Annotated in this window: 18 protein-coding genes, 1 tRNA gene, 2 rRNA genes and 1 pseudogene; 16 read left to right on the forward strand and 6 right to left on the reverse strand. The window is 66.5% G+C overall.

Going from position 1 to position 23,843, the window contains the following annotated elements; all coding sequences use genetic code 11:
• Nucleotides 1–124: ribosomal RNA gene (locus tag GFD21_RS05440) — 23S ribosomal RNA — on the forward strand; the annotation flags it as partial.
• Nucleotides 125–288: 164 nt separating this feature from the next.
• Nucleotides 289–405, forward strand: a 5S ribosomal RNA gene (gene rrf, locus GFD21_RS05445).
• A 121-nt stretch (nucleotides 406–526) separates the two neighbouring features.
• On the opposite strand, the gene GFD21_RS05450 is transcribed toward rrf, so the two are convergent.
• A complete protein-coding gene (locus GFD21_RS05450; protein ID WP_163196934.1) occupies nucleotides 527–1,294 on the reverse strand; it encodes a nitroreductase family protein in 768 nt (255 codons plus the stop codon).
• Between the two features lie 136 nt (nucleotides 1,295–1,430).
• Nucleotides 1,431–1,826, reverse strand: a complete 396-nt coding sequence (locus tag GFD21_RS05455) for a DUF4235 domain-containing protein (protein ID WP_163196935.1) — start codon at nucleotides 1,824–1,826, stop codon at nucleotides 1,431–1,433.
• A gap of 93 nt (nucleotides 1,827–1,919) precedes the next feature.
• Between GFD21_RS05455 and GFD21_RS05460 the strand changes: the two genes are divergently transcribed.
• On the forward strand, nucleotides 1,920–2,633 hold the full coding sequence (locus GFD21_RS05460) for a histidine phosphatase family protein (protein WP_163196936.1): 714 nt from the start codon (nucleotides 1,920–1,922) through the stop codon (nucleotides 2,631–2,633).
• Here the strand turns inward: GFD21_RS05460 and GFD21_RS05465 are convergent.
• The 3 genes from GFD21_RS05465 to GFD21_RS05475 form a co-directional block, all read right to left on the reverse strand.
• Complete coding sequence (locus GFD21_RS05465; RefSeq protein WP_163196937.1) at nucleotides 2,630–3,643, reverse strand: LacI family DNA-binding transcriptional regulator; 1,014 nt, start codon at nucleotides 3,641–3,643, stop codon at nucleotides 2,630–2,632. The genes GFD21_RS05460 and GFD21_RS05465 overlap by 4 nt on opposite strands.
• 10 nt (nucleotides 3,644–3,653) lie before the next feature.
• Nucleotides 3,654–5,441 carry a glycoside hydrolase family 13 protein gene (locus tag GFD21_RS05470; RefSeq protein WP_163196938.1) on the reverse strand — a complete coding sequence of 596 codons (1,788 nt, stop codon included), beginning with the start codon at nucleotides 5,439–5,441 and terminating at the stop codon, nucleotides 3,654–3,656.
• 319 nt (nucleotides 5,442–5,760) lie between these two features.
• Nucleotides 5,761–7,563 (reverse strand): alpha-amylase family glycosyl hydrolase, encoded by a 1,803-nt coding sequence (locus GFD21_RS05475; RefSeq protein WP_163196939.1) that lies wholly within the window; start codon nucleotides 7,561–7,563, stop codon nucleotides 5,761–5,763.
• A 257-nt stretch (nucleotides 7,564–7,820) separates the two neighbouring features.
• On the opposite strand from GFD21_RS05475, the pseudogene GFD21_RS05480 reads away from it, so the two are divergent.
• From GFD21_RS05480 to GFD21_RS05505, 6 genes and pseudogenes are all read left to right on the forward strand, one after another.
• A pseudogene (locus GFD21_RS05480) lies at nucleotides 7,821–9,055 on the forward strand (extracellular solute-binding protein).
• 178 nt (nucleotides 9,056–9,233) lie between these two features.
• Nucleotides 9,234–10,607: a carbohydrate ABC transporter permease gene (locus GFD21_RS05485; protein WP_225431705.1), complete on the forward strand. Its 1,374-nt coding sequence runs from the start codon at nucleotides 9,234–9,236 to the stop codon at nucleotides 10,605–10,607.
• A gap of 44 nt (nucleotides 10,608–10,651) precedes the next feature.
• Nucleotides 10,652–11,533 (forward strand): sugar ABC transporter permease, encoded by an 882-nt coding sequence (locus GFD21_RS05490; RefSeq protein WP_404801562.1) that lies wholly within the window; start codon nucleotides 10,652–10,654, stop codon nucleotides 11,531–11,533.
• Nucleotides 11,534–11,686: 153 nt separating this feature from the next.
• Nucleotides 11,687–13,846, forward strand: coding sequence for a type I pullulanase (pulA, locus tag GFD21_RS05495; RefSeq protein ID WP_163196942.1), 2,160 nt, complete (start codon nucleotides 11,687–11,689; stop codon nucleotides 13,844–13,846).
• A complete protein-coding gene (locus GFD21_RS05500; protein ID WP_163196943.1) occupies nucleotides 13,839–14,666 on the forward strand; it encodes an HAD family hydrolase in 828 nt (275 codons plus the stop codon). The genes pulA and GFD21_RS05500 overlap by 8 nt, the downstream gene beginning before the upstream one ends.
• A gap of 52 nt (nucleotides 14,667–14,718) precedes the next feature.
• A complete protein-coding gene (locus GFD21_RS05505; protein WP_163196944.1) occupies nucleotides 14,719–15,498 on the forward strand; it encodes a TraX family protein in 780 nt (259 codons plus the stop codon).
• Nucleotides 15,499–15,546: 48 nt separating this feature from the next.
• Here GFD21_RS05505 and GFD21_RS05510 read toward each other — a convergent pair whose 3' ends face one another.
• Nucleotides 15,547–16,569: a LacI family DNA-binding transcriptional regulator gene (locus GFD21_RS05510; protein WP_163196945.1), complete on the reverse strand. Its 1,023-nt coding sequence runs from the start codon at nucleotides 16,567–16,569 to the stop codon at nucleotides 15,547–15,549.
• A gap of 301 nt (nucleotides 16,570–16,870) precedes the next feature.
• On the opposite strand from GFD21_RS05510, the gene dnaK reads away from it, so the two are divergent.
• From dnaK to GFD21_RS05545, 7 genes are all read left to right on the forward strand, one after another.
• The gene (gene dnaK / locus GFD21_RS05515; RefSeq protein WP_163196946.1) at nucleotides 16,871–18,745 is read left to right on the forward strand and encodes a molecular chaperone DnaK; all 1,875 of its coding nucleotides are present in this window, start codon (nucleotides 16,871–16,873) and stop codon (nucleotides 18,743–18,745) included.
• Nucleotides 18,746–18,756: 11 nt separating this feature from the next.
• Nucleotides 18,757–19,434, forward strand: a complete 678-nt coding sequence (gene grpE / locus GFD21_RS05520) for a nucleotide exchange factor GrpE (protein WP_163196947.1) — start codon at nucleotides 18,757–18,759, stop codon at nucleotides 19,432–19,434.
• Nucleotides 19,435–19,506: 72 nt separating this feature from the next.
• Nucleotides 19,507–20,541 (forward strand): DnaJ C-terminal domain-containing protein, encoded by a 1,035-nt coding sequence (locus GFD21_RS05525; protein ID WP_163196948.1) that lies wholly within the window; start codon nucleotides 19,507–19,509, stop codon nucleotides 20,539–20,541.
• Nucleotides 20,542–20,609: 68 nt separating this feature from the next.
• Entirely contained in the window at nucleotides 20,610–21,173 is a 564-nt protein-coding gene (locus GFD21_RS05530) for a heat shock protein transcriptional repressor HspR (protein WP_163196949.1), read from the forward strand.
• Between the two features lie 283 nt (nucleotides 21,174–21,456).
• Nucleotides 21,457–22,128: an HAD family hydrolase gene (locus GFD21_RS05535; RefSeq protein ID WP_163196950.1), complete on the forward strand. Its 672-nt coding sequence runs from the start codon at nucleotides 21,457–21,459 to the stop codon at nucleotides 22,126–22,128.
• A gap of 175 nt (nucleotides 22,129–22,303) precedes the next feature.
• Complete coding sequence (locus GFD21_RS05540; RefSeq protein WP_163196951.1) at nucleotides 22,304–23,008, forward strand: DedA family protein; 705 nt, start codon at nucleotides 22,304–22,306, stop codon at nucleotides 23,006–23,008.
• A gap of 256 nt (nucleotides 23,009–23,264) precedes the next feature.
• Nucleotides 23,265–23,337 (forward strand) — tRNA-Ala (locus GFD21_RS05545).
• Nucleotides 23,338–23,843 lie beyond the last annotated feature (506 nt).

The following is a 23,843-nucleotide window of genomic DNA, read 5'->3' on the forward strand; positions in this document are numbered from 1 at the left end:
ATTCCTGGAACCTCCTCGGAGGTTCGTGACCCCCCATGCAGAACACGTGGTCGATAGGCCGGACGTGGAAGCCGTGCGAGCGGTGGAGCCGACCGGTACTAACGGGGGAAAACGACACAACCAACTCCCAACCAGTTTGGGAGGGCATCAACCGACTGCGAATACACTCAAGTGACTCGGTGCAACCTCGACGGTCATCCGATCACAAAACAGAATCAACAAGCCAAGCGTCCACCATCCGGTCCCCGAACCACCAGCCACGGGGATCATCCCCGATAACAGAAGATTTGCGGCGACCATAGCCAAGGTGAGACGCCCGGTCCCATTCCGAACCCGGAAGCTAAGGCCTTGCACGGCGATGGTACTGCACCCGACAGGGCGTGGGAGAGTAGCACGTCGCCGCACCACACGATCAGGACCCCCGGTCGAGCACGAAGCTCCCGGGGGTCCTTCGCATACCACAGGCCCCGCCACGACTCCAGCGCTCCCGCATCATCACGACACAGGAACCAGGAACGGCCCCGGATCAACGCTCCAAGCGGAAGCCCTGCGCGGCGGCCTTGGGCAGCAGTTCCTTGCCGGCGACGCTCTGTACGCCGACCTTGGCGATCTGGTCGCTGAACGCGTCCACCGGACGATCCGTGTTACGCAGGTCGTAATACTCGTGCACGGTGGCGTCGAACGCCTCAAGCCCCTCAAGCGCGGCATCCGCATCGGACGGATACGTGTTCTCGAAGAACTGCATCGCACGCGGCATACGCGGCTTCAACGCCGGTTCCTGGTCCGGCTTGCCGATGGCGATGGCCAACACAGGGTACGTGTACTCAGGCAGATGGCAGACCTCGATCAGACCGGGGATGTCGTTGAGCACCGAGCCGAGGATCACGCAGCCCAGCCCCAGCGAGTAGGCGGCGGTTTCCATCGCGTGCAGGGCGAGCACGGCGTCGTTCTGCGCCTGCGTGAAACGGTAGCTGGATGTGAGGTTCCACGAGTCCGCGTGCGTGTCCACGCCCCTGCGTTCGGCGATGCGGGCATTACGCTGCTCGTCGATGATGAACAGGTAGAGCAGCGGCGCCTGCGCGATGTACGGCTGATGCCCGAACTCGGCGAACTTCGCCTTGATCGCCGGATCGGAGATGCGGATCGCCGACCAGTCGTTGAGATACTGACTGGAGGCGGCGTGCTGCGCGACGGTTTCGAGCGTCGCACGGGTGTCGTCGTCGATCGCCTCGTCCTTGAAGGCGCGGATCGAACGACGGTTCAACAGGGTTTCGATAGTGCTGTTAGTGACCATGCGATCATTGTCGCACCGGGAAACCATGTCGGGGAAACACGGGATATCACGTTCAGACGTGGGCGAACATGTCCAGCGGTCATGGACGAAGCGGCGTCGCGCCCCGACCATGTCGCCCACGACCGGTCGTCAGGGCCTACCGGCCGTCACGACGGCGGTGCCGACGGTCGACGATCGCCTTGGAGCCGCGGTCGGACAGCTGCGAGACGAGCGCGCCAAACGCGGCGGACAGCACCGAGAACGCGACGGACGCCAGCACGCCCTGCGGGGCGTCGGCGGCGAGTCCGCGTCGCACGTTGCGGCGTGACATGCCGTGGTTCCACACCAGCTGGAACAGTTTGCCGCCGATGAGGCCGGCCAGGGACGGGACGGCCCACTTGAGCAGCTTGTCGCCCAACGATTCGGGATCGTTCATCCGTTGCTCGCGCAATGCGTCGACCTTCTCGTCGACGCGGTGAAGCGCCTCGACGGCCCTGTCCGCGGAGGATACGGAGGCGGCGGCAGCGTGCTTGCGGTGCGTTTCGTCACTCATGCGGACCAGTCTAGTCGTCCGACGGGCGGGAAACAGCCACGTGCAACGGCAAGTCGGTGGAGTTGGGAGCGTTCACGGGCTACAGTGGGGCATATGAGCAATCATGATGAACACGGCACCGTGGCCGTTGACGCGTCCCGTGGCGGCACCGGATACCTGGTGCTCCTGCGTCACGGGCAGACCGCGTGGAGCCAATCGGGACAGCACACCGGACGTACGGACATCCCGCTGACCGAGGTCGGCCGGCAGCAGGCCAAGGACGCCGGCAAGCGTCTGAGGGCCGCATTCCCCGGAGGATTCGACGAGGGCTGCGTGTTCTCCAGCCCGCTGGTGCGCGCCCATGAGACGGCCGTGCTGGCCGGGTTCGAACATCCCGGCACGTTGGACGGCATCGCCGAATGGGATTACGGCTGCGCCGAAGGACGCACCCGCCAGCAGATCAGCGACATGGCCGGATTCCAGTGGGACGTGTGGCGTGACGGCCCGCGTTCGCTGCCGGAATCGATGCAGGGCGATTGGACGGAGACCCTGCCCGACGGCCGCCAGGTGCCGGTGCACGAAGGGCCGGGCGAAACCGTGGAGGAGGCGGCCGCGCGTGCGCGCGGCGCCATCGAGGCGGTGCTGCCGCTGCTGGAATCGGGGCATAACGTGCTGTTCGTCGCGCACGCGCACATCCTGCGCATTCTCACGTCCCAGTGGCTGGGGGTCGAGCCGCGGTTCGCGCGTCTGCTGCGCCTCGACACGGCGCACTACTGCGTGCTCAGCAAGTACAAGGGCGACAACGTCATCGAACGATGGAACTGCTAGCGCCGTCCACTGCTGGAACGGACCACCAGCTGCGCGGACAGCGTGCGGAACGGCCGTTCCAGCGGTTTGCGGTTGATGAGGCCGAGCGTCATGCGGGCGGCGATGCGCGCCGTTTCCACCGGATCCTGGCGGATCGTCGTCAGGCCGATGTCGTCGGCGTAGAAGCTGTCGTCGTAGCCGATGACGGACACGTCGCGGGGCACCGAGAATCCGTTGCGTTCCAGCTGGAACATCAATGGCAGGGCGATGCCGTCCTCCTGGCAGGCGATGGCGGTGGGCATCACGTCGAGACTCATCAGCTGCGTGACCACGTCGCCGATCTGGTAGTGGCCGGCGTCGTCGACCTTGCATTCGACGACCTGCGGTTCGATGCCCTCCTTGCGGCAGCAGTCCATGAACATGTCGAACCGGCCGCGCACGGAGAAGCTCAGCGACACGTCGCGGTTCGTGGTGATGTACGCGATGTCGCGGTGGCCGAGCGTGATGAGGTGGCGTGCGGCGAGCGTCGACCCCTGCGCGTCGTCGATGGTGACGGCGGCCGCGAACCCGTGTTGTTCGGAATCGGCGCAGTTGATGCCGATGATCGGCACGTCCATCGAGGCGAGCTGCGCGGTCTCGGCGGCGTCGATGTCGAAGGAGACGACGATGACGGCGTCGGCGTTGCGGCGCACCGGCAGCATCTCGAAGAACTCGCGGCGCTCCTCGATGCTGGAGATCTGGAAGATCGAGATGTCATAGCCTTCCGCGTGGAGCACCTCGTTGAGGCCTTCGATGACGGAGGCGGTGAACCACAGCCGGATGTGGCCGCTCATGAGCACGGCGATGCGCAACGAGCGGCCGGATTTGAGCGCGGCGGCCGAGCGTGACAGCGAGAAGTTGAGCTGGTCGGCTATCGCCAGCACTCGTTCCCTTGTCTTCGCGGACACCAGATCCGGTCGGGTGAACGATCTGGATACCGTCGAAATGGACACGCCGGCCGCCTTGGCCACATCCTGGATGCTGCTGCTCATGCGGACAACCTTACCGCAGCACCCATGCGCTGACGTCCTGCGGGAGCCTGCCGTCGTCGGTCAGTGCGGCGGAGGCGAGCACGACCTCGCCTTCCGGCAGCGCGACCGGTTCGGCGCCGAAGTTGGTGACGGAGGTGAGCGTGCGCCCGTCACCGCCATCGGCCGGGGTGGCCGGTCGGCGGTACGCGATCACGTCGGCGCCCATGTCCACCCAGTCGAAGGTGGACGTGTCGCCGGTGGCGGTGAGCAGCTCGGCGCGCAGCGCGAGGACCGTGCGGTACAGGGCGAGCATCGACGTGTCGTCATGCTCCTCCTTGTCCGCGGCGAAATCGCGGAACCACAGCGGCTGCGGCAGGTGCGGGGCCTCGGCGGGCGTGCCGTCGGCCTTGGCGCGCGGCGAGAAGCCGAACGACGTGCCGGCGGCGAAACGGTCGCTCCACTCGGCGTGCCCGACGGGCGCGTCCTCGCCGGATTCGTCCGCGACCCACGGCAGCGGCACGCGGCAGCCGTCGCGGCCCTTGTCGGTGGCGGCGCGGCGCGTGTTGAACGCGGTCGGATCCTCGAGACGGTCCCATGGGATGTCCGCGACCTCGAACAGGCCGAGTTCCTCGCCCTGGTAGACGTAGATGCCGCCGGGCAGCCCGAATTCCATGAGCGCGGCCGCGCGGGCGCGCTTCGTGCCGAGCGCGCGGTCCTCGACGTACGTGGATCCGTCGCGCACCAGCCAGTCGTGCGCGAGCTGGTGGTAGGGGGCGTGCGGCACCTGCGGCAGACCGTAGCGGGTGGGGCTGCGCGGCACGTCATGGTTGTTCATCACCCAGGTGGTGGTCGACCCATGCGTGGCCGCGGCCGCGCCCAGACCGCCCTCGATGGCGGTGCGGAACTCGTCGGGCAGCCAGGCGGCCTTCGCGAAATCGAAGTTGAAGCACTGGCCGAGCTCGTCGGTGGAGGCGTACAGGTGCTGGTGCTCGGGCACGACCCACGCCTCGGCGACGGCGAAGCGCGGCGGATCGTAGCGGTCGAACACCTCGCGGCGCCATTCGCGGTAGATCTCGTGCACTTCGTGACGGTCCCACAGCGGGCTGGTGAAGTCGTGGCACAGCTGGTTCTGCACGTCGTTCGCGGCCATGTCCTCCAGAGGCGTGGAGTCGAGGTCCTTGGCGAGGCCGTGGGCCACGTCGATGCGGAAGCCGTCGGTGCCGTGGTCGGCCCAGAAGCGCAGGGTCTTCAAAAATTCGGCGTGGATGTCCGGGTTGTTCCAGTTGACGTCCGGCTGCTGCTTGGCGAACAGGTGGAGGTACCACTGTCCGTCGGGCACGCGGGTCCACGCGGGGCCGCCGAACATGGACTGCCAGTCGTTCGGCGGCAGTTCGCCGTGTTCGCCGCGGCCTTCGCGGAAGATGTAGCGGTCGCGTGCGGGGGAGCCGGGTTCGGCGGCGAGGGCCTCTTGGAAGAAGACGTGCTTGTCGGCCGTGTGGTTCGGGACGATGTCGACCATCACCTTGATGCCGGCCTTGTGGGCGGCGGCGACCATCGCGTCGAAGTCGTCCATCGTGCCCAGGCGCGGGTCGACGTTGCGGTAGTCGATGACGTCGTAGCCGCCGTCGGCGAGGTCGGACGGGTAGAACGGGCTCAGCCAGATCGCGTCCACGCCGAGTTTCTCGAGATATCCCATCTTCTCGGTGACGCCGGCGATGTCGCCGAGGCCGTCGCCGTTCACGTCCTTGAAGCTGCGGGGATAGACCTGGTAGACGACTGCCTGCTTCCACCAGTCGTCGTGCATGTTGTTCGCGGTCATGTGGGTATGCCCTCCTTTGGGTGCTGTGTATGGGCGTGCCGCGGATGCCGGTGCCGTATGGCTGCACCCGCCTCGCGGACCCGTGCGTATATGCCGTGCATGGCGTCGGCCGTGGGCCGCCGCCGCGTGTATTCCCTCGCGCGGCCTACCGTCCGCCGCGTTGATGACAACGATAGCATCGTTGCCGCGGTGGGGATGGCAGGGTGTCGCACGGGCCGCGTTGCGATGGCCGTTGCAGCCGGCAAGAGCTATCCCCGGCCCCTGTTCGTCGACCGGCTCCCTCACCGGGAAAGCCGGTCGCGAAGCGGTGAAGCGCCGCTCAGCGCAGGATCGCGAACGACTGCGGCGGGAGGATGAGCGCGCCGGCGTCGAGCGACGGGCCGCCGATCGAGAGGGCGATCGTACGGGCGTCGTCATCGCGGACGCCGCGTGCGGGCACGTCGATCGTCACCGTGTCGCGGCCGGGGTTCATCGCGACGACCACGTCGCCGGCGGTCGCGCCGGGACGCGCGCCGGCTCCGTGCGCCATGCCGCCGTCGCGCGCGACGCGGCGAAAGGCGAACGCGCGTCCGCCGTCACGACCCGCGACCACCTCGAACCCGGCGGTTGCGGCGAGGGCGGGCGTCGCGTGGCGGAACGCGAGAACCTCACGGATCCAATGCCACAACGATTCCGGATCCGTCTGCGCGGCCGCGACGGTCGGCGCGTCCGGCGCGGGGTCGACGGGCAGATACGGATCGGCGACACCGGCGGCGGTATCGGCCGCGGCGCCGGAGAACCCGAGATTCGGCGCGTCCGGCGACCACTGCATCGGCGTGCGGCTGCCGGTGCGCACGTAGCCGCCCTCCTTCGTGGGCAACGGGCGGTAGCGCATACCGATTTCGTCGCCGTAGTAGACGAACGGGCAGCCGGGCATCGTCAGCAGCATGCCGTACGCGACCTTCAGTTCGCGTGCGGTCAAGCGTTGGCCGACGCGGATCGTGTCGTGGTTGCAGGTGATGAGGTCGAACAGGCCGCCCGCGCGCTCGCAGTCGGCGAGCTGCGGCAGGTACTGGTCGAGGAAGGGCTTGATCGCCGCGCCGGAATCGGCGTTGAAATAGCTGGCGTCGCCGTCGCGGGTCAATGGGGTGTCGGTGTTGCGCAGCAGCATGTTGTAGCCGTTCGGCCAGCCGCCCCACCGCCAATCGAGGTAGAAGTCCATGTCGAAGCCCGCCTGCATCGACTCGTACGGGCGGCCCCATTCGGCGACGAACGCGGCCTCGGGGAACTCGGGGCGGATTTGCGCGAACATGTGTCGCCACGTGCGGATCGTGAACGGTTTGCCGTCCTCGTCGTGCTTGACGAGGCTGTCGGACATGTCGACGCGGAAGCCGTCCGCGCCGCGGGAGAGCCAGAAGCGCATCACGTCGAGCATCGCGTCGCAGGTGGCGAGGGCGTCCGGGCCGAGCGCCGGCTTCTGCCACGGCTGGTTCGGGTGGGCGAACCCGTAGTTGAGCGCCGGCTGGCATTTGAAGAAGTTCAGGATGTACGTGCCGTCGCGTTCGGCCTCGCCGCCGACGAACGGCAGCCCGTCGCCGCCCGAGATCCAGCAGTCGGTCCAGATATAGCGTTCGGACACGTCGACGGGGGTTGCGGGGCTCGCGGTGGCGGGGACGGTACGGTCGGCGTGGTCGGCGCGTGCGCTGGCCCGGAACCAGGCGTGCTCCTCGCTGGTGTGGCCGGGCACGAGATCGAGCAGGACGTGCATGCCGCGCCTGTGGGCCTCTTCGAACAGTGCGACGAGGTCCCCGTTCGTGCCGTAGCGCGGCGCGACCTTCGTGTAGTCGCGCACGTCGTATCCGGCGTCCTTGAACGGCGAATCGTAGCAGGGGTTGATCCACAGGGCGTTGCAGCCGAGGTCCCGGATGTAGTCGAGTTTCGCGGTGATGCCCGGGATGTCGCCGATGCCGTCGCCGTTCGTGTCGTGGAACGACTGCGGGTAGACCTCGTAGAAGACCGCGTCGGCCAGCCATGAAGGGCGTCGGGCGGGGGCGCCGGGCTCGCCGGCGGGCGTCGCGAGCGTGGCGTGGCGCGTCTCGCCGGCGGTTGCCGATGGTTCTGCGTGTCGTGTTATTTCCACCATGAGGAACTCCGATGTTCAGGCGGTTTCCCGTTATTGACTAACGATTGCAATTTTAGCAGGAAAACGCGGAATGCGAACGTATTCAACAATAGTGCTACACTGTGGGGCAACGATGTTCCGCAGCGTTGCAAATACAAGACATCCCAGCGCCCCAAAGCCGCGGTGTTAACGTATTCACCGATAGTGTCAATAAGGCATTGCAAATGTGGTCATCGTGAAGTTGAAGAGCCGACTGAACAGGAAAGGAACGATCGAAGATGATCAGTTGGAAGAAGAAGCTTGTCGGACTCGTCGCCGCGACCGCCATGCTGGTGCCGCTCGCCGCATGCGGTTCCGATTCGGGGGATTCCGCGCAGAGCGCCGACGGCGGTGCCGTGACGCTGAGCGTCTGGGCCCCGCAGGAGGACCAGGACGGCGATAACTCGTGGCTGAGCCAGGTCGAGAAGGGCTTCGAAAAGGCCCACCCCGAATACCAGATCACGTGGAAGAACGACGTCGTCTCCGAAGGCGACGCCTCCAAGCAGGTGCAGACCGACCCGTCCGCCGCGGCCGACGTCTACATGTTCGCCTCCGACCAGCTCGGCACGCTCATCAAGCTGGGCGCGATCGGCGAGCTCGGCACCGACACCGCCAAGCAGATCAAGGAGCAGGACGGCAGCCTCGAAGTCGATTCCGTCACCGGCTCCGACGGCAAGTACTACGGCGTGCCGTACACCGACAACACGTGGTTCATGTACTACAACAAGGCGAAGTTCTCCGACGACGACGTCAAGAGCCTCGACACGATGCTCTCCAAGGGCGTCGTCTCCTTCCCGCTGGCCGACTCCTGGTACCTCGGCGGCTTCTACGACGGACTGACCCTCTTCGGCGAGAAGGGCAACGACGAGAAGGCCGGCATGGTCTTCCCGAAGGACTCCGCCGACATCACCACGTACTTGGTGAACATGGCCGCCAATCCGAACTTCCACAACAGCGCCGACAACTCCGGCCTGTCCGAGATCCAGGCCGGCACCGCCGACGCGTTCTTCTCCGGCTCCTGGTCCGCCGCCGACATCAAGAAGGCCCTCGGCGACGACATGGGCGTCGCCCAGCTGCCTACCTTCACCGTCAACGGCGAGACCAAGCAGATGAAGTCCTTCGCCGCCACCAAGGCCGCCGCCTACAACCCGAACGCCAAGAACCCGAAGGCCGCCGCGCAGTTCGCCGCCTACCTCGGCTCCACCGAGGCCCAGAAGCTGCACTACACGACCCGCGGCATCATCCCGACCGACAAGTCCCTCGCCTCCCTGACCACCGATGACGCGGTCGCCAAGCCCAGTCCGACACGATGGCCAACACCGCCATCCTGCAGTCCGGTCTGACCGGCATGAACGACTGGTGGACCCCGGCCGAGACCTTCGGCAAGGCCATCGTCAACAAGGAGGTCACGGCCGACAACGCCGCGGCCAAGACCGACGCCTGGGTCAAGTCCGTCGGCACCTACGCCGAGTGATCCGCACGGGGCCGGGCCCTCCCTCCTTCGGGGCCCGGCCCCGTTCCCTCGTCGGCCGACGACAATCGTCGAACAGTCGACCATCGATCATCGATTCACACGTATCAATTCCACACGTAACAACCATGTTGAGAGGCGGTAGGGTGCAATGACATCGGCAACCCTTTCCCCGCGCGAGATGAAACGCCGTCGCAGGCTGGGCGCGGACTACGTGGCGCCGTCGCCGTACTCGGTGCGCAACGCGCTGACCCGCGGCGACGTGTTCACCAGGCTGTCCGCCCTGGTCTTCGGCCTGGGCAACTTCGCGCGCCGGCAATTCGTCAAGGGCGCGGTCCTCCTCGCCCTGGAGATCGCGTTCATCGTGTTCATGGCCGTCAGCGGCGTCGACTACCTGTCGAAGCTGCCCGGTCTGGGCGACCAGAAGCAGGGCAAGACGCTCGTCGACGGCTTCTGGGTGTACACCAAGGGCGACAATTCGGTGGTCATCCTCCTGTACGGCGTGTGCACCGTCGTGCTCATCGCCGCGTTCGCCGTCCTGTGGGCGGTATCCGTGCGCAGCGCCTACCGGGCCGAATGCGAGGCCCGCGAGCACGGCCATGCGCCGACCTTCCGCGAGGACCTGCACGAGCTGACCGACGGGCGGGCGCACCAGCTGCTCATGTTCCTGCCGACGCTCGGCATCCTCGTGTTCACCGTCCTGCCGCTCATCTTCATGATCTCGATGGCGTTCACCAGCTACGACCACGACCATCTCGTCCTGTTCGACTGGGTGGGCTTCGAGAACTTCGGCAAGGTGTTCTCCAACAGCGGCGGCACCGTCAACGCGGGCCTGTTCGTGTCCGTGCTGGTCTGGACGCTCGTGTGGGCGTTCTTCGCCACGTTCCTCAACTTCTTCCTCGGCCTGTTCTTCGCGATGGTCATCAACCGCAGGACCACCCGGTTCAAGGGGTTCTGGCGCGCCTGCTTCTCGATGTCCATCGCCGTGCCGCAGTTCGTCTCGCTGCTCGTGATGCGCACGATGCTCCAGCCGACCGGCGCCGTCAACCGCCTGCTCATGGAATGGGGGTGGATCGACTCCGCGCTGCCGTTCTTCACGAACGCCACGTGGGCGCGCGTCACCGTCATCATCATCAACCTGTGGGTCGGCATCCCGTACACGATCATGCAGATCACCGGCATCCTGCAGAACATCCCCGCCGACCTGTACGAGGCGGCGAGGCTCGACGGCGCGAACTGGTGGCAGATCTTCACGCAGATCACGATGCCGTACATCATCTTCGTGCTCACCCCGTACCTCATCACCACGTTCACCGGCAACGTGAACAACTTCAACGTGATCTACCTGCTGTCCGGCGGCGACCCGACGCCGATCGGCTCGTCCGCAGGTAAGACCGACCTGCTCATCACGTGGCTGTACAAGCTGACCGTCGACAAGGGCGACTACAACCTCGGCGCGGTCATCGGCATCATGACGTTCATCGTCCTCGCGGTGGTGTCGCTCGTCACCTACCGCAATTCGGGTTCCTACAAGAACGAGGAGGCGTTCCGATGAGCAAGCACAGCGAAACCGCCGTCATGGAGGATGCGACCGGCGGCATGGTGAAGGCCGAATCCCACGGCCTCATGCACGATTCGCGCAAGCGCCGCATCCTCGGCGACGTGCTCGCGCACCTGTTCCTCGCCGTCATGGCGGTGATCTGGCTCGTGCCGATCGTGTGGGTGTTCGCGGAAAGCTTCAACAAGAACACCGCGCCGTACACGAAGACGTTCTTCCCGACCGAGTTCTCGCTGGACAACTACATCGCGCTGTTCACCGACAAATCGGTGCTCGATTTCCCGAAGATGTTCGCGAACACGTTCATCGTCGCGTGCTTCACGTGCGTGATCTCGATCGCGTTCGTGCTGTCCGTCGCGTACTGCATGAGCCGTCTGCGCTTCCGCACGCGCCGCACGTTCATGAACGTGGTGCTCATCCTCGGCATGTTCCCCGGCATCATGGCCGTCTCCGCGATCTACTTCATCCTCAAGGCGATGGGCCTGACCGGCGACGGCATGACGATCCTCGCGCTGATCCTCGTGTACTCGGCCGGCACCGGCGCGGGTTTCTACGTGATGAAGGGCTACATGGACACGATCCCCACCTCGCTCGACGAGGCGGCGCTGCTCGACGGCTGCACCCGCCTGCAGGTGTTCACGAAGATCATCGTCCCGATCTGCAAGCCGATGATCGTCTACCAGGCCATCATCGGGTTCCTCACCCCGTGGCTCGACTTCGTCATGGCGAAGGTGATCTGCCGCACGCAGTCGAACTACACGGTGGCGCTCGGACTGTGGCTCATGCTGCAGAAGGAGTACATTCAGAACTGGTACGCCCGCTTCGCCGCGGCCGCCGTCCTGATCTCCATCCCCATCGCCATCCTCTTCATCGTCATGCAGCGCTTCTACCAGGAGTCCATGGCGGGATCGGTGAAGGGCTGAGCCGTAAAGCGGACAGCCCAGTGGGCTGTCCGTAGGCTCAGCCTGAGTGAGGCGAAAGCCGAACGAAGGCAGAATTGAGTCCGGCCGCAGGCCGGTCCGTAATTGCAGGGCCGGAGGCGAGCCGTGAAGCGGTCCGAGTGTGAAAGGAACCACATGGCACAGTACGCAGGCACGCCCGCCGAACCGGCCCCGCCGTGCCCCGATCTGCCGGTGTACGCCGGCGACGATCTGGGCGCGCGCCCGGACCCCGCCGGCACCACGTTCCGCGTGTGGGCGCCGACCGCGTCCGGCGTGACGCTGCGGCTGTTCCGCTACGGTTCGGACGCGGAAGCCGCCGCCGAGGAGCCCGAGGCATCCGTCGACAACGACACGACGTCCGCAGGCGACCGTCCCGGCCCGTTCGCCTCGCACGAGCTCACGCCCGGCCCGGCCGGCACGTGGATGGCGCGCTGCGACGGCGTCGGCCACGGCGTCTACTACGACTATCTTGTGCGCTTCCCCGACGGCACGGCGCACCGCACCGCCGACCCGTGGGCGCGCGCGGCCGGCGTGAACGGCCGGCGCAGCATGGTCGTCGACCTCGCGCGCACCGACCCGGACGGCTGGGAGTCCGACCGCCGCCCGCACGTCGCCAGCCATGACCTCGTCATCTGGGAGACGCACGTCGGCGACTTCAGCGACGACATGCACAGCGGCGTCCCGTTCGAGCACCGCGGCACGTATCTCGCGTTCACCTACGATGACACGAGCGTCGACGGCGAAGGCGCGTTCCCCACCTGCGTCGCGTACCTCAAGCACCTTGGTGTGACCGCCGTCCAACTCATGCCGTTCTACGACTACGGCTCCATCGACGAATCCCTCGCGCGCGACGACCCGCGCCACGGCTTCAACTGGGGCTACGACCCGCTCAACGTCAACGTGCCCGAAGGCTCGTACTCGACCGACCCGTTCCACGGCGAAGTGCGCATCCGCGAATGCAAGCGCATGATCCAGGCGCTGCACGCCGCCGGCATCAAGGTGATCATGGACGTGGTCTACAACCACATGTTCTCCGCCGACAACTGGCTCGAGCGCATGGTCCCCGGCTACGCGCTGCGCCGCCGCGTCGACGGCGCGCTCGCCGACGGCTCCGGCTGCGGCAACGACGTCGCCACCGAACATCCGATGATGCGCCGGTACATCGTCGATTCCGTCGTCTACTGGGCGAGCGAATACCATATCGACGGATTCCGCTTCGACCTGATGGGCCTCATCGACGTGGACACGATGAACGCGATCCGTACCGCGCTCGACGAGCTGCCGGGCGGCGCGACGGTCCTCATGCACGGCGAACCGTGGGCGGCGCGCGAGACCGCGCTCGACCCGGCCGCCGGCGTCGTCCTCGCCGACAAACGCGGCCTGCCGTATCTGAGCCCGCGCATCGGCGCGTTCTGCGACACGACGCGCGACGCGGTGCGCGGCCACATCTTCTTCCACAAGGAACCCGGGTACCTGTCCGGCGCGGCCGCCGACTACGCGGACGACATCCGCCATGCGGCCGACGCTTGGCGCGGCACGCCGCACGAGACCGCGTCCGTCGCGCAGGTCATCCAATACGTCTCCGCCCACGACGACCTCACGTTGTGGGACAAGCTGTGCGCCGCGATGCGCCGCCTGCCTGCCGAGGCCGATTACGCGGCGGACGACGTTGACGCCGGCGGCCGGTGCGCGGACCTCATGGCCGCGAACCGTCTGGCCGCCGGCATCGTGTTCACCGCCGCCGGCGTGCCGTTCCTGCTGTCCGGCGAGGAGTTCGCCCGCACCAAGCACGGCGATTCCGATTCGTACCGCAGCCCCGCCTCGCTCAACCGGCTCGACTGGCGTCGCGCCCGTCGCCTCCACGCGTTGGTGGCCCATTACGCGGCGCTCATCCGGTTGCGTCGCGGCAACCCCGCGTACTTCGGCGGCGCGCGCACGATCGTGCCGCGCGATGACGAGACGGTGGTGTTCCGCGTCGGCGACGACTGTGTGGCCGTGAACCCGGTGGGGGAGACGCGCCTGCAGTCCACGGTGGCCCTGGAGACGCCCGCCCCGTACGACGAGGTCGCGAAGATCGCGCCCGACGACTGGCGGTGCCTCTATTGCGCCGCCGACGGATTCGCGTCCGGTCCGGCCGCCGCATCCGGTTGGGGCGTGCCGTCCGATGGCGCGTCCGGTTCCGATGCGTCGCCCGACGGCGACGCGGCCGCCCTGCCTCTGCCGTCCGTGGAGGATCGTGCGATGCCGTTGCCCCCGTACAGCATCACCGTATGGAGGAGAGGCCGTCATGGTTGAGTACGTCCCGGAACGCCGCTATGACACGGTGTTCTTCGACCTGTACGGCACGTTGGTGGACATCCGCACCGACGAGGAGTCGCCGGCCGCGTGGGAGGCGTTGCGCGAGGTGTTGGAGGACCATTCCGGCGTGACGTTCCGTGACGCGGCCGCGCTCAAGGTCCGGTTTGACGCGCTCGCCGCGCCGGTGCTGGCCCGGGCGTCCGGCGTGCGCGGCGGGAACGCCGAGCCCGACCTGCTGCCCGTCTATGCGGCGTTGGCGGCGGAGGATACCGTCGTCGACCCTGCCTCCAGGGATCCGCAGGCGATCGCGATGGCCGACGTGGGCGACCTGACCAACCTCGGGCCGATGGTGCTGCCCTGGGCCCTTCAGCTGGCCTGGACGTTCCGTCGCGCCAGCACCAGCCTGCTGCGTCTCTACCCGGGCGCCGAGGCCATGCTCACACGGCTGCGCGAAGCGGGCCTCACGGTGGTGCTCGTCAGCAACGCGCAATCGGGCTACACGCGGCCGGAACTGCGCGGGCTGGAACTGGAGTCGCTGTTCGACGGCATCGTCATCTCCAGTGAAGTGGGCGTGCGCAAGCCGTCGCCGCGCATCTACCGCATCGCGCTGGATGGGGTCCTGGCCGATCCGGGCCGCACGGTGATGGTCGGCAACGACGAGCGGGCGGACATCCTCGGCGCGAAGGTCGCAGGCATCGACGGCGTCTACCTGCGCACCGCGATCTCCCCGCAGGACGATCCGCGGTCGAGCGCGCACGCCGTCCTCTCCCTGGACGGGCCCGACTACGCCGGTCTCATGAAGTACCTGGGCGTCTGAGCGCCCGTGGGATGTGCGGCCGGGCGGGAATCCCGAACGCAACGGAGGAATGATGAACGACATCGAAATGGAACGACAGCGCAAGCAGGCCGTGGGCGGCAGACGTCGCAAGGGTCTGTCCGTATTCCGGCTCAAGACGATCGCCGCGGTGTTCATGGCGCTGTCCGTCGCCTCCACCACGGTCATGCCGCTGCTGTTCGGCGCGCCCACGGCGGACAACATGACCGCTCTGACGGCCGCGGTCGTCTGCGAGGCCGCATCCTGGTGCGCGGTGCCGATCTACGCGTGGCTGCTGTTCGACGGATGGCGGCACACGCATGACGTGAGACGGTACGCGCTGCGTCTGTGTGCGGTCGCGGCGCTCGCCGAACCCGCCTACGACCGGTTGACGACCGGGCGATGGCTCGACCTGCGCGTGCAGAATCCCGTGTGGGGGCTGCTGGTCGCGCTCATCGTGCTGGTCGTGCTCGACCGGCTCCGCGCGGGATGCGCGGGTGCGATGTGGCGGGCCGCGGCCGCGGCGGTGGTCGTGGCCGGTGTGCTGTGGGATCTGCTGCTGCACGTCGGGGTGCGGCAGAGGGTCATGCCCGTGGGCGTGCTCACGCTCATGTTCGTGCTGGTGTTCCGTTTCCTGTCGCCGCGCGAGAACACGATGATGTTCACCGCGGGCCTGCTGGGCGCGGTCATGTGCATCACGCCGGCCGTGGGCGTCGCCATCCTCCACTACCGCAACGGCGAACTCGGCTACCGCGGGCGCGATGGACGTGCGTGGGCGAAATGGGTGTTCGCCGCGCTATACCCGCTGATGCTGTGGGCGGGGTGTCTGCTGTAGGTGCGCCTGCTGTAGGCGCGGACCGGCGGGCGGCTGTGGCGGTTCGGTTCAGCCGTGATACGGGGCGTCGGTGCCGCGCAAGACGAGCTGCGCCTCGACCGTCTCATGCGGGGTCTCGAGCGTCTTCCCCTGCATGAGATCGAGCGCCTTGAGCGCCGCCTTGCGGCCCATCGCGTACGGGTCCTGCCGCATCGTGGTGAGATTGAGTGTGTCCGCGTACGGGCTGTCGTCGAAGCCGATGATCGAATAGTCGCGCGGCGTGCGGTGCCCGTAGCGTTCCAGCTTGACCATGAGCGGAATCGCCATCATGTCCATCTGGCAGCAGATCGCGTCCGGGAACTCGTCGAGCGCGAGCAGGGCCGCCAGCGCGGAATCCACGAATTCCGGCCCGCGCGGCACGGTGAGCACCCGCCAGTCGATGTCGTGCCGGTCTTCCGCCTCCTCGCATGCGCGGACGAACCCGCGCGTGCGGGCGTCGATCGAGGCGTCCAGGTTCTTCACCGCCTCGGAGCACGGGTAGACGATGCGGTGATGACCGAGTCCGATGAGATGCTGCGTCGCCTTGCGCATGCCCTCCTCGTCGTCGATGCTGACCGACGCGTCGAACCCCTCGTCGGATGGGATGTTGATACCGACGATCGGCACGTGGATGCGCCGGAGCTGCTCCACCTCGTGCGGGTCGATGGCGAACGAGGCGACGACCACCGCGTCCACGTTGCGCCGGATCGGCAGGTTGGTGAAGAAGTCCCGCCGGTTCTCCGCCGTGTCGATGTGCTGGAACAGGGAGATGTCGTAGCCGGCCGGGTGCATCGCCGATTCGAGACCCGCGAACACCTGCGTGTTGAACCAGCTGGTGATGCTTTCGTTCATCAGCAGCGCCACGCGGTTCGTGCGGCCGGACTTGAGCGCGGTGGCGGAACGGGAGATGTTGAAGTCGAGCTGGTCGGCCACGGCGAGCACCTTGGCGCGGGTCTTCGCGGAGACGAGCTCGGGGCGCGTGAACGCGCGCGAGACGGTGGAGATGGAGACGCCGGCCGCCTTGGCCACGTCGTGGATATCGGCCTTGCCCATGGTGTCCTCCTCCTCCTCGTTCGTGCGTTGCCGTGTGGCGTTCCATCTTACTGCGAACGTTGTCGTCGCGGCATCGGTGCCGGTGCCGCCGTGGATGCCGGCTCCGTTCGCGTTTTTGAACTTGAGTGCGACTCGCTCAAGATTCTGTGGCGAATGTGGGAATAAAACTTGCGGAGTGGAAGTTGAGTGGTGTAGGCTCAAGTTTTGGAACGGCAAAGGGCCGGGCGATCGGGCCGCACCGATCGCATCCGGAACCTGAGCGAAGAACGTAAGAACGAACAAGACAAAAGGAGCACACATTATGGCACGTGCAGTTGGTATCGATCTGGGCACCACGAATTCCTGCATCGCCACCCTCGAGGGCGGCGAACCCACCGTCATCGTCAACGCCGAAGGCGCGCGCACCACGCCGTCCGTGGTCGCGTTCTCCAAGTCCGGCGAGATCCTCGTCGGCGAGGTCGCCAAGCGTCAGGCCGTGACCAACGTCGACCGCACCATCTCCTCCGTCAAGCGTCACATGGGCACCGACTGGACCGTCGAGATCGACGGCAAGAAGTGGACCCCGCAGGAGATCTCCGCGCAGATCCTGATGAAGCTGAAGAGGGACGCCGAGGCCTACCTCGGCGAGCCGGTCACCGACGCCGTCATCACCTGCCCGGCGTACTTCAACGACGCCCAGCGTCAGGCCACCAAGGACGCCGGCAAGATCGCCGGCCTGAACGTCCTGCGCATCATCAACGAACCGACCGCGGCCGCGCTGGCCTACGGCCTCGAGAAGGGCAAGGAGGACGAGCGCATCCTGGTCTTCGACCTCGGCGGCGGCACCTTCGATGTCTCCCTGCTGGAGATCGGCAAGGACGAGGACGGCTTCTCCACCATCCAGGTGCAGGCCACCAACGGCGACAACCACCTCGGCGGCGACGATTGGGATCAGAAGATCATCGACTGGCTCGTCACCGAAGTCAAGAACAAGTACGGCATCGACCTGAGCAAGGACAAGATCGCCCTGCAGCGTCTGAAGGAAGCCGCGGAGCAGGCCAAGAAGGAACTCTCCTCCTCGACCTCCACCTCCATCTCCATGCAGTACCTGGCCATGACGCCCGACGGCACCCCGGTGCACCTGGACGAGACCCTGACCCGTGCGCACTTCGAGGAAATGACCTCCGACCTGCTCGGCCGCTGCCGCACGCCGTTCAACAACGTGCTGCGCGACGCGAACATCTCCGTGGGCGACATCGACCACGTGGTGCTCGTCGGCGGCTCCACCCGTATGCCGGCCGTCAAGGAGCTCGTCAAGGAGCTCACCGGCGGCAAGGAAGCGAACCAGTCCGTCAACCCGGATGAGGTCGTCGCCGTCGGCGCCGCCGTGCAGTCCGGCGTCATCAAGGGCGACCGCAAGGACGTCCTGCTCATCGACGTGACCCCGCTCTCCCTCGGCATCGAGACCAAGGGCGGCATCATGACCAAGCTCATCGACCGCAACACCGCCATCCCGACCAAGCGTTCCGAGGTGTTCTCCACCGCCGAGGACAACCAGCCGTCCGTGCTGATCCAGGTCTACCAGGGCGAGCGCGAGTTCGCGCGCGACAACAAGCCGCTGGGCACCTTCGAGCTGACCGGCATCGCTCCGGCCCCGCGTGGCGTCCCGCAGATCGAGGTCACCTTCGACATCGACGCCAACGGCATCGTGCACGTGTCCGCCAAGGACAAGGGCACCGGCAAGGAGCAGTCGATGACCATCACCGGCGGTTCCGGCCTGCCGAAGGACGAGATCGACCGCATGGTCAAGGAGGCCGAAGCCCACGAGGCCGAGGACAAGAAGCGCAAGGAGGACGCCGAGACCCGCAACCAGGCCGAGGCCTTCGCCTACCAGACCGAGAAGCTCGTCGCCGACAACAAGGACAAGCTGTCCGATGAGGTCGCCAACGAGGTCACCGAGAAGGTCAACGCCCTCAAGGAAGCCCTCAAGGGCGACGACATCGAGAAGGTCAAGACCGCCCAGACCGAGCTGATGACCTCCGCCCAGAAGATCGGCCAGGTCCTCTACGCCCAGCAGGGCGCGGCGGACGCGGCCGGTGCGGCCGGTGCCGCGGGCGCCGGTTCCGCCTCCAACGGCGGTGACGACGACGTGGTGGACGCCGAGGTCGTGGACGACGATGACAAGGACAACAAGTAAGGTCCCGTCCGATGGCTGAGTTCAACAAGGACGATTACCTGAACGACCTGCCCGACGCCGACGACGCGAAGAACACCGCGTCGTCGGCCCCGGCCGACACCCCGGCCGACGCGGCCGCCGCTTCGCAGAACGCGGCCGCTGGTTCCACCCCCTCCGCCGAGGGGACGGACGCGGCCGGTGCCGCGGACGCCGCGGGCGATGACAAGGCCCCGGAGGGCAAGGCCTCCGACGACAAGGCCGACTCCGACACCCTGACCCCTCTGGGCCAGGCCAAGAAGGAGGCCGCCGACTACCTCGAGGCGCTGCAGCGCGAGCGCGCGGAGTTCATCAACTTCCGCAACCGCGCGAAGAAGGAGCAGGAGCGCTTCCGCGAGCACGGCATCATCGACGTGCTCACCGCGCTGCTGCCCGCGCTCGACGATATCGACCGCATCCGCGCCAACAGCGAGATGGACGATTCGTTCAAGGCCGTCGCCGCGAAGATCGACAAGGCGTTCGAGAAGTTCGGCGTCGAGAAGTTCGGCGAGGCCGGCGAGGAGTTCGACCCGACCAAGCACGACGCGATCCTGCACAAGCCGGACGATACGGCCGAGAAGGAGACCGTCGACACGGTCGTGGAGGCCGGCTACCGCATCGGCGACCGCGTGATCCGCGCCGCCCGCGTCGTCGTCGCCTCCCCGCACAACTGATATTCCCGGCTCCCCTCCGATCGAGGGGAGCCGCTTGCTCACTATCACCAAGACTTACGAAAGGAGACATGAATGGCTGAGAACGAATGGCTGAGCAAAGACTTCTACAAGGTCCTTGGTGTCTCCAAGGACGCCTCCGACTCCGACATCACCAAGGCCTACCGCAAGCTGGCCCGCAAGTACCATCCCGACCTCAACAAGACGAAGGAGGCCGAGGAGAAGTTCAAGGACATCTCCGAGGCCTACGACGTGCTGAGCAACAAGGACTCGCGCCAGAAGTACGATGCGATCCGCCAGTTCGGCATGGGCGGCGCCCGCTTCGCCGGCGGCTCCGGCCAGGGCGGCTTCGACGCCTCCGGATTCTCCGACATCTTCGGTTCGATGTTCGGCGGCGCGTCCGGCATGGGCGGCAACGGCTCCCGCATCCGCTTCTCCACGTCCGGCGGCGGCAACCCGAACCTCAACGACATCTTCTCCATGTTCGGCGGCGCGGCCGGCGCCGGCGCGCAGGGCGGCTCGCCCTACGGTGCGTACGGCAACGCCGGTGCGTACGGCGGCTCCCCCTACGAGGAGGCCCCGCAGCCCAAGCGGGGCAAGGACCGCAACTCGAAGATCAGCCTGACGCTGCGCCAGGCCGCCAAGGGCGCGACCGTGTCGCTGTCCGTGGACGGCTCCAAGTTCAAGACGCACATCCCGGCCGGCGTGAAGGACGGGCAGAAGATCCGCCTGTCCGGCAAGGGCCACGCGGGCGTCAACGGCGGCAAGCACGGCGACCTGTACCTGCAGGTCAACGTGAAGCCCGACGCCACGTTCACGATGCGCGGCCACGACCTCGTCATGGACCTGCCCGTGAGCGTCGCCGAGGCCGTCGCCGGGGCGAAGGTCGAGGCTAAGGACATCGACGGCGAGACCGTCACGTTCAAGGTGCCCGCCGGCTCGTCCAGCGGCGCCGAGGTGCGGATTTCCGGCAAGGGCGTCCAGACGGGCAATGCGCCCGGCGACCTCGTCGGCCGTGTGATGATCCAGGTGCCGGCCAAGCCGGGTCTGGGCGTCAAGCACGCCGCCAAGGAGTTCGACAAGGCGGCCGGCGACTACGTCGAGCGGTGACCCGCCCAGCGTCGCCGGTCCGCCGCGGTCCATCGGGGCCGCGATCAGTGGTTTTCAGGAGGTGAATGATGGCGAGGATCGCACGTGAGGTGCGCCAGCTGTATGCGATGTGCGCGACGGCGATCGTGCTCGGACGCGCCGACCTCGACGGTGCCGACGACGCCGGCTTCGACCTCGAACTGCCGGTGTTCACCGTCGGCCAGGCGGCCGAAGTCGCCAACATCCACCCCCAGACCCTGCGCCAATACGACCGGGTCGGCCTCGTCACGCCGCAGCGCACGGAGGGCGGTGCCCGCCGGTACTGCCTGCGTGACATCGACCGTCTCGTGCAGGCGCAACGGCTGAGCCAATCCGAGGGCATCAATCTGGCGGGCGTGACCCGCATCCTCACCTTGCAGGAGGAGAACCGCCAGCTGCGCCGTCAGGTGCGCAGGCTGCAATCGGCCGGCGAGGAGAGCGTGTTCGCCGCCGGGCGCGATGGCGATATCATCGAGATGCAACGCTCCAACAGCGCGCGCATGTGGCGCCGCGCGATCCGCACGCAGACGCGTGAACTGCCCGGCCGTCCGCACAGGCATGCGGAGTCCGACCCGGACGCCAAATCCGTGGTGCTGTACGGGTTCGGCGCGTAGGCGTCCGGTAAGGGCTTGCAAAGGGCGTAAACGTCCAGGGCGGGGCGGTTCCGACGCGACGTGACCGTGACGGGATGGGCCCTGCTCATCCGTCGTTTCCCCGTCTTTTTCTTTACCGACCGCACAGCGGGATGCTGAATCCCGATGTGCGGTTTTGTTATTATCGCGCACGATTGTGTGATGATTCGTGTCGTGTCTGTCGGGTTGCTTTGGTGAGATTGATACGGAAAACGCAGGCCGGGTGTGTGGACCGTCCCGGCCGCTGATGACGGACGGAGGAATCATGCTGCTCAAAGCCGTGTTCTGGGATCTCGATGGCACGCTCATCGACTCGGAGCCGCTGTGGCACGACGGCGAGATCGAGCTCGCCGAGGCCAACGGAGGCCATTGGACGGAGGACCTCGGCTGGGAGTGCTCCGGCACCCCCGTGCCCGACGTGGCCCGCAAGATGATCGAACACGGGTGCACGCTGTCCGTGGAGGAGATCGACGTGCAGCTCAAGGCCTACGTGTTCGAACATGAGAAGATGCACATGCCGTGGATCGACGGCGTGCTCGACACGCTGCGTTCGCTCAAGGAGGCCGGCGTACCGACCATGCTGGTGAGCACCTCGCCGCGCCCGATCGTCGAGAACGTGCTCGCCGCCGCCCCCGGACTGTTCTCCGGGTACGTGTGCGGCGACGACGACGCCAAGCACAAGCCGTCCCCCGAACCGTACCTGCTGGCCGCCTCGAAGCTGGGCATCGCGCCCGAGGACATGGCCAGGTGCGCGGTGTTCGAGGACACCCCCGTCGGCCTCGCCGCCGGAGCCGCGTCCGGGGCAACCGTCATCGCGCAGACGTGCACGATCCGCACCGACACGTCGAACGGCCCGCAGTTCACCTCCATCGACGGCTATGAGGGCGTCGACGCGGCGGCGATCGACGCGATCGTGCGTCGCCGCCTCGAGGCGTAGTCCGCTTGCCGTCGCGGCGCTCTCGGTCCTGCGCGGTGGCGGGGCGCCGCCGTTTCTGAGTGATTTCTTATAGGGGCTGCTGGTATGGTGATTGACGGTTGATTCGCGGCCGTCAGTCCGACTGCCGGCGGCCCCTTTATGTCTGCAAGAGAACACATAGGAAACACGGAAATACATGGGTTTTGTACATTTCATCATCGAGCTGCTGAAGGATCCGCGCGCGGCCATCGCCGGGTGGATTGCCATGGGCGTCGCGCCCACCCTGGGCTTCATCTTCCTCATCGTCTTCATCGAGACCGGCGTCGTCTTCTTCCCGTTCCTGCCCGGTGACTCCCTGCTGTTCGCGGCCGGCGTGTTCGCCGCGCCCGACGCCGCCACCGGCAAGGTCGCGCTGCCGCTGCACTACCTGCTGCCCGTCGTGTGGTGCGCGCCGATCATCGGCGACCAGTGCAACTACTTCATCGGCCACTTCTTCGGCCGCCGCATCATCGCCTCCGGCAAGGTCAAGGCCATGACGCCGGAGCGCATCGCCAAGACCGAGGCGATGATCGAGAAGTGGGGTCCGCTCGCCGTGTTCCTCGGCCGCTTCTTCCCGTTCATCCGTACGTTCATGCCGTTCATCTCCGGCATCTCCGGCATGCGCTGGCGCCGCTTCACGCCGTTCTCCGTGCTCGGCGGCTTCATCTGGTCGTCCCTGTTCACGCTGCTCGGCTACTTCTTCGGTAACATCCCCGCCGTGCAGAAGCACTTCGAGCTCGTGATCGTGCTCATCCTCGCCGTCTCCCTGATCCCGACGATCGTCGGCTTGGTCAAAGCGAAGTTCGGCAAGAAGAAGGAGCCCGCCGCACATCACGCGGCCGCCGAGCGCGCCGAGGACTGAATTGCCGAGAACGCAAGCGACGGCTTCGGTTCCAATGGCCCCGAATCGGGCCCTGAATCCGGCGTCGAAGGCCTGAAACTTCGGTAACGGTTTGAATGGATGCCGAGCGGAGCCCGGCCCCACATGGGGCCGGGCTCCGTCGTATGCGGCCATGGTTGTGCTCGAGGCGGCCATGGGTGCGGCGTGTCGGGTTGCGAATTCGTGAACGGCGACTAAAGTAGGCTGAGTTGTCCTGCGAAGCAAGACAACAAACCACGGGGCTGTAGCTCAGTTGGTAGAGCGCTTCGTTCGCATCGAAGAGGTCGTGGTTTCGATTACCATCAGCTCCACAAACCCTCCGGATTCCACCCCGGAGGGTTTTTTTATTTTCCGCATCGCCGCGCTGCACGGGGCTATATCTGCGGAGTTTTGGATGTGCGTGTGGAGTTACGGACTGTACGTGCGGAGTGGGGTCTGGTAGACCGGCGGGTCTCGCTGATTGGCCTGTGTGCGGAATGGCGGAATTCCGCCATTCGCAGTCATTGCACGTGTCCGGATTCGTTGGCTCTTCAGAACCTCACTGCGCATGTACATGGCCCAACTGCACACGTTATCCAAAAACCGCGCACATAACCCACAAAACCGCGCGCGTATAAGCGGGGCAGTGGATTTCGGCACTTTGATGGGAAAGAGTGTCGGTGTATGCCGGGAAGAAACGTGGCCTCCGAGGGAAAGGAGGTTCATGTGTTTGAGCTGCATCTTGATCGTTGGATTAGATCGGCCGATTTGCTCATCGGCGGGGCGACATTTATGTCGTCCCGCCAGCGTTGTGATTATGCGGGCCGTGAGCGGGTGA

The sequence above is a fragment of the Bifidobacterium platyrrhinorum genome (genome assembly GCF_010667645.1).
Lineage (GTDB): Bacteria > Actinomycetota > Actinomycetes > Actinomycetales > Bifidobacteriaceae > Bifidobacterium > Bifidobacterium platyrrhinorum.

Bases quoted from the DNA above. Each gene is read 5' to 3' on its own strand.
- GFD21_RS05475 (WP_163196939.1), bottom strand. From the start codon at position 7,563: ATGGTGGAAATAACACGACACGCAGAACCATCGGCAACCGCCGGCGAG.
- GFD21_RS05450 (WP_163196934.1), bottom strand. From the start codon at position 1,294: ATGGTCACTAACAGCACTATCGAAACCCTGTTGAACCGTCGTTCGATC.
- pulA (WP_163196942.1), top strand. From the start codon at position 11,687: ATGGCACAGTACGCAGGCACGCCCGCCGAACCGGCCCCGCCGTGCCCC.
- GFD21_RS05535 (WP_163196950.1), top strand. From the start codon at position 21,457: ATGCTGCTCAAAGCCGTGTTCTGGGATCTCGATGGCACGCTCATCGAC.
- GFD21_RS05490 (WP_404801562.1), top strand. From the start codon at position 10,652: ATGGTGAAGGCCGAATCCCACGGCCTCATGCACGATTCGCGCAAGCGC.
- GFD21_RS05530 (WP_163196949.1), top strand. From the start codon at position 20,610: ATGGCGAGGATCGCACGTGAGGTGCGCCAGCTGTATGCGATGTGCGCG.
- GFD21_RS05510 (WP_163196945.1), bottom strand. From the start codon at position 16,569: ATGGGCAAGGCCGATATCCACGACGTGGCCAAGGCGGCCGGCGTCTCC.
- GFD21_RS05470 (WP_163196938.1), bottom strand. From the start codon at position 5,441: ATGACCGCGAACAACATGCACGACGACTGGTGGAAGCAGGCAGTCGTC.
- GFD21_RS05485 (WP_225431705.1), top strand. From the start codon at position 9,234: ATGAAACGCCGTCGCAGGCTGGGCGCGGACTACGTGGCGCCGTCGCCG.
- GFD21_RS05525 (WP_163196948.1), top strand. From the start codon at position 19,507: ATGGCTGAGAACGAATGGCTGAGCAAAGACTTCTACAAGGTCCTTGGT.
- grpE (WP_163196947.1), top strand. From the start codon at position 18,757: ATGGCTGAGTTCAACAAGGACGATTACCTGAACGACCTGCCCGACGCC.
- dnaK (WP_163196946.1), top strand. From the start codon at position 16,871: ATGGCACGTGCAGTTGGTATCGATCTGGGCACCACGAATTCCTGCATC.
- GFD21_RS05540 (WP_163196951.1), top strand. From the start codon at position 22,304: ATGGGTTTTGTACATTTCATCATCGAGCTGCTGAAGGATCCGCGCGCG.
- GFD21_RS05465 (WP_163196937.1), bottom strand. From the start codon at position 3,643: ATGAGCAGCAGCATCCAGGATGTGGCCAAGGCGGCCGGCGTGTCCATT.
- GFD21_RS05460 (WP_163196936.1), top strand. From the start codon at position 1,920: ATGAGCAATCATGATGAACACGGCACCGTGGCCGTTGACGCGTCCCGT.
- GFD21_RS05505 (WP_163196944.1), top strand. From the start codon at position 14,719: ATGAACGACATCGAAATGGAACGACAGCGCAAGCAGGCCGTGGGCGGC.
- GFD21_RS05500 (WP_163196943.1), top strand. From the start codon at position 13,839: ATGGTTGAGTACGTCCCGGAACGCCGCTATGACACGGTGTTCTTCGAC.
- GFD21_RS05455 (WP_163196935.1), bottom strand. From the start codon at position 1,826: ATGAGTGACGAAACGCACCGCAAGCACGCTGCCGCCGCCTCCGTATCC.